This window comes from Pseudomonas sp. PB103 (assembly GCF_009764635.1).
Classification (GTDB): domain Bacteria; phylum Pseudomonadota; class Gammaproteobacteria; order Pseudomonadales; family Pseudomonadaceae; genus Aquipseudomonas.
In genome coordinates this window covers 1-5,535 of sequence record NZ_RWIL01000166.1, presented here as the reverse complement: position 1 = coordinate 5,535, position 5,535 = coordinate 1, and the positions used below count along the sequence as shown (strand labels likewise).

The following is a 5,535-nucleotide window of genomic DNA, read 5'->3' as shown; positions in this document are numbered from 1 at the left end:
CCATCCCGCGCATCGGCATGGAAGTGCTGGTCACCTTCCTTGAAGGCGACCCCGACCAGCCGCTGATCAGCGGCTGCCTGTACCACAAGGAAAACACCGTCCCGTACGCACTGCCGGCGAACAAGACGCGCAGCACGTTCAAGACCCTGAGCTCGATGGGCGGTGGCGGTTACAACGAACTGCGTATCGAGGACAAGAAAGGTCAGGAGCAGATTTATCTGCATGCTCAGCGGGATTGGGATGAAAACATCGAGCACGACCAGAAGATTCGGGTTGGCAATGAGCGTCACGATACGGTTGAGAAGAACAGCTACAGCGAGTTCAAGGCTGAAGAACATCACACGGTTTATGAAGATCGCAAGGTTGAGGCGCAGGCCAGTGATCACCTGACGGTTGGGGTGAATCAGCACGTCAAGATTGGCACTGGGCAGTTCATGGATGCGGGGCAGGAAATCCACCTCAGCAGCGGCATGAAAGTGGTGATGGAGGCCGGCGCAGAGCTGACGCTGATTGGTGGTGGGAGTTTTATCAAGATTGATGCGGGTGGGGTGACCCTGAGTGGGCCGGTGATCAACATCAACTCTGGTGGTGGGCCGGGCAGTGGCACCGGGGCGGCGCCGTTGTTGCCGGGGCCGTTGAAGCAGGCGGATGCAGATAAAGCCGGAGAGTTGTTGGTGCCGGCCTTGCGTCAAACCCTGCAGCGAGCAGCCACAACGGCTCAGCCAATCTGCGAGATATGCCAAAAACTGAAGGCGATGAAATGATTTCCGCAGCCACGCGTTATCTGCTTCTGGATGGAGCACAGATCGAAAACCTTCCGGCCCGCGTGTATAGCCTGGATGAAAACCCGATTGTCGAATGGCTTTACCACTCAACTCCCTTGCAAGAGGTGTTTGATGTCGGCCCTGCGCTGGTCGTCTTGCGCGCCAACACCGCACTCGAAAAAGCCTTCATTGAGGACTGGCAAAACGATGCCGGCCTCATCATCGAAAGCGATGCGCCCATTCAGCAACTGACTGAACATCTGCGCAGCCTCATCCATGTACGGGTGACCGGTGATGCGTCAATGCTGTTTAGGTACTACGACCCGCGAGTCATGCGCCATTGGTTGCCGCCCCTGAACCCGGCGGAAAAAGATCACCTGATGGGGCCGATCCGCCGCGTGCGGCTACCCGCACGTGAAGATCAAAGCGAGCAATGGATCGTGCGCGAACATGATCGACAAAACGCCCAGCAATATGCAGAGCGCCCCTGGCTGTATCTGGATGAGCAGCAGTTGCAGCAGCTCAACCAAGGCAAGCTGGAAGTCTTCGATCAACAGTTGCTGGAGCACGTCCACACCTACTTTCCCGACTGCCTGGCACAACTTTCCACTGCCGACCAGCGCGAGTGGGCCGTCCTGTGTCGCGAGGGCGCCGCCAGCCACGGCTACTCTGCGCCCAAGGAGGTGGTGCGGTGGTCGGCGTTGGTCGCAGAACACGGCACCATGTTTCCCCAAGCGCCCGAACATCTGGCCTACCGCGAGATTCTCCAACAGCCAACGCTTAATGCCACGCAACGCCTGGATGCCTTGTTGGAAGAGCTGCATCGCCATTGGCTGCTGACCGACAAGGAGTCCTTTGCATGACCACCGAACCACTCGATAAAAACCGCAACCTGGCCGCCGCCGATAATGCCGCGCAGTGCCAATTCGGCGAAGAAGACTTGTCCAACCCGGGCGCCACCTGCCCTGCGCAACAACCCGAAATTTTCGTGGTTCCCAGCCGCTACGCGATGGCCGAACAGGCCGCCGAACACGCCGACTTCAAACCACCCAGCCCGACCCAAAGTCACCCGATGGCCCTGCGCCGCCTGCGTGCAGGGTACGTCTACCTGTGGCACGCCGAGGGGCCGCTCAAACGCTACGGTGTTGGGGCTGATGGTTTGCTGGTCGAGCAATCGCTGACACAACCCCACGCCGAGATCGCGACAGGGGAAAAGGCCGGCATCGCTCTGAAAAAGAGCACCGACGCCTGGATGCTCTACAGCGAAAGACCATTGGGCGAAGACGCCTGCGAGAGCCTGAAAAAAAGCGGCGAACGACGCAAGCGCATGCGTCAGATTTCACTCACCAAAGTTGCCAAAAGCCTGTCAGCCGAACACTGCCCGCCGCTGACAAAAGCTCCGGTGTTGGTCGCCGAAATCATGCCCAAAGTACGTGACCAGGCCTTGGCCCATGATTATCAGCAGAACGGCGAGGCTCAGCGCGAAGGCGTAAAGGAACAACGGAAAGTAGCGCAAGCCGCTCCTAACCAGCAAAACATCAAGGCCTACAACGCCAGTTCACAAAACTTGCACGAACGGGAACAGGCCGCTAGCGCACAACCTGCGGATAAACCGGTGGAAGAGCCGGGAACCTGGAGTGCAAGTCCTTGGGAGGTAGATCCAACCCAAGCGTGGCTGGATAAAGCCAAGACCGAGTCAGAGCCGCTTTATGCCGTGTTTGCTGCGTTGGATGATGACTTGGGGGTGTTGCGCGATATCAACCATGAGCAAGAGTTGATCGAAGCGGGCCATGAAAAATGGGTCGGTGATAACAACCTGCGCTTGAGCATCGGCGGATTCATTCGCAGCTTGATCACCGAAGACGGCGCCGAGTTGGCTGGCACACTCAGTTACCGCTACAAGGATCGAGACATCGACCTCACGCCTGATCAAGGCCGGATCATGCTCGATGCTCAGCACAAACTGGATGATCAACTCAAGGCAGAAACCCAGGCCCGCCGTTATGGCGGTCAGCCGAGCATGGCTGAAGCCGCCGTTCGAGACGCGCGCATTGCCGAAATCGTAGCGCCTGTGCGGGCCTTCATTCCGGCCGATTTATACAATGAAGCGGAATACATGGTGCGCGAGTATCGTGCCGAAAAAAAGGCCAACCTTGACGACGATTTCCTGAGTGCCAAGGTCAGCAAATATATCGATCTGAAGGCAATGAACAACTGGCTCGATACCACCGCCCCCGCGCATTTTCAGCAGATCGAAAAACGACATCAAGGGCTGTTCAGTGATCGAGAGGTGTATCTGAAGCGCTCCTTCAACGGTACTTGGTTTGTCGACTACGACGACATCGATGCACGAGACTGGTTGACCGAATTGGCCACTGGTTGTCTGACCGCCCAATGCATTCGTGCCCAAGGCGCAGAGCAATACGCCGACTATGTGCGAGCGGCAGACGGCGGTGCACTGACGCAACTGTTCCGCGCATGGACGCCATCTATCGATGCGGGTATTAACAATGTCACTCGTTACGGGGAGTGGATCGCGGCACTGGAATCTAAAAACATTGCAGCGACCCACCAGGCACTTGCGCCACTGACCGCTCCGGTTCTGAATCACATCGCAGCGATGGCACGTAATGCCGAAAGCTCATGGAGCGTGCTGGTCAACCGTATGGCGGCTGCATTGCTACTGCTCAAAGGCGGAAAAACATTCAGCAGTTCTTGGTTAGGGGTACTCATCGCCGTTCGCTTGGGCAGCGACACGTGTTTGCAAGCGGTAAGCGAAGGAGGCCGACAAGTATGGAAGCTGCTGGGGCAGGGCGCCGAAGGATTGACCCAATGGGCCAACAGCACGGGAAAAGCCATTGGCGTTGGGCGCTTGAATGGCATAACCAACTCGACCGTTGTCACTAACAGCGGTGGCGTTGTGCCTCTCGCGGCACTACTGCTGAACACGCTCAATGCGAGTAACTATCTGAGTCAGGCCGGCACGGTTGAGGGCATGGACATTCAGCGCGTCAACGACACAGCATCTGCATCTTTGTATGCAGCTGCGGCGTTGACAGCAGTAATTGATAGTCAGGTGCGTGATGGTTTGGGAATTAAAGAAATTGGTAAAGGGCGATCCATGGCTCCGACCCTGACCCTGTTTGGCGGAGTGATTGGTGGGTTGTCATTCGCTGCGGCAGGAGCGGAATTCAAGTCTCTGCAAGTACAGCTGGAAAACTCTCAAACGCATATCGATCCTTGGTTGGAAATGCGCCAAAAAGTAGTAGCAGGGCAAGCCGCAGCCTATAGCGCCCAAGCGATTTTGGGTTTCAGTCAAACTGCGAGAGCATTGGCGGGGTTAGTAGAGGTCGAAGGCGCCATCATGCGTTACTCCCTGCGCATGGGCCCATTGAACTGGATTATTGCCATGCTAGGCGTGCTTTACCTCATTACTTGGTTCTTCCAACAAACGCCACTACAAAACTTTCTAAACTTCTGTTGCTGGTCAAAAGCTCGTGCGGGCAATCTGGACCCTATCGCTGCTAAAGTCCAACAGGATGAACTCAATCAGCTCTACGCTATCTTGTATACACCTCGCGTCAGCATGGAGAGTGGTTCGGTGACGGCTCCATCAAGCGGTCCATCTGGAATGACCTATGTCAGTTCCATAAATAGTCTAACCATCGACCTCCCCGGAGCAGAGCCCAGTAGCACCTATCTGGAGCTTAGTATGATTGGAGATCCGATAGATACTCAGCGTCACCGCGATTTGATCAAAAACAGCCTTTCCTATAACTACAAACCCCCTAGGCCATGGCGCGATATGGCTTCTGAGTGGCTGGCCGGCAGCGTTTGTGACTGGATACCTGTCAAAGAAGGCCAAGGCTTGCGCATGAGTGGTCCTTTCAAAACTGTTCCTGATGTTCTTGGTTCTAAACCCCGGACAGTTTCTCTGCGCCTGCGATATCGCACACCACTGACCGCAATGCTGGGCGCCAGAAATTTTATTGGTGGAGAACGAGGTGTTGCATTTACTCTGAACGACGACACTGGTGTGATTGCCTTACGGGACGACACAACATTAGAGCTCGATCGTGTGCCAAGCTATGTGCTCGCTGAGGGCAAACCTGGGGCCCTTTACTTGAAACCGAAGGACAATAAATGAGCACGCCACCGGTAGGTACCACGACAAAACGTTTATTTGTGCAAAATGATCACTTGTCACCACTACCAATTTCCACAGGGGTAAAACCGCAAGACGTTCTCAATACAATCTGGCGCAAGAACGAAAGTTTTATCGACATTGGCAACTATAGCGTTGGATCGGCAGTAATGGCCATGTGGCCAACACTTATGTTGTTTATATTTCTGGCTTTTATATTCAGAAATATATCACCTGACCTCAGTGTTTTTATTATAATTGGCGGAGGGATCATTATTGGAATTCCTTCCATATATTTGATTCAAGGTTTATTACGCGATGTGCCTTTGCCAATTCGTTTTAACCGTCAGCGCCGCGAAGTATGCGTTCCGCGAGAGGGCGGCGAATATTGGATAGTTCCGTGGGAGAGCGTAACGGCAGCGGCGACACAGCACTCTTCGGTAAGCCAAGCCGGTAAAGCCACCATGGGCTTGTTAGTCATTGGTTTTGAGAACCCTGATCCACAGGCAGAAGAAGCAAAAAAGTATTTTTCCCTCAGTTTCAACTGTGGCGGCGGTACGACGGCCATGGCGCTGTGGGAGTGCACCCGAAGCTACATGGAAATAGGGCCGGACGCTGTGCCTGATA

The 5,535-nt window shown here is 55.0% G+C and carries 4 protein-coding genes; all 4 read left to right on the top strand.

Translation table 11 applies throughout. The features are described from left to right. A partial coding sequence (locus EJA70_RS29015) for a type VI secretion system Vgr family protein (protein WP_371924630.1) occupies nucleotides 1-764 on the top strand: 764 nt, incomplete at its 5' end. Next, nucleotides 761-1,627 (top strand): DUF4123 domain-containing protein, encoded by an 867-nt coding sequence (locus tag EJA70_RS29010; protein WP_158835892.1) that lies wholly within the window; start codon nucleotides 761-763, stop codon nucleotides 1,625-1,627. The genes EJA70_RS29015 and EJA70_RS29010, both read left to right, overlap by 4 nt. Then, the gene (locus EJA70_RS31230) at nucleotides 1,624-4,911 is read left to right on the top strand and encodes a toxin VasX (protein ID WP_256677765.1); all 3,288 of its coding nucleotides are present in this window, start codon (nucleotides 1,624-1,626) and stop codon (nucleotides 4,909-4,911) included. Before EJA70_RS29010 ends, EJA70_RS31230 begins: the two co-directional genes overlap by 4 nt. Then, the coding region (locus EJA70_RS29000; RefSeq protein ID WP_158835889.1) for a hypothetical protein at nucleotides 4,908-5,535 on the top strand (628 nt) is incomplete at its 3' end. The genes EJA70_RS31230 and EJA70_RS29000, both read left to right, overlap by 4 nt.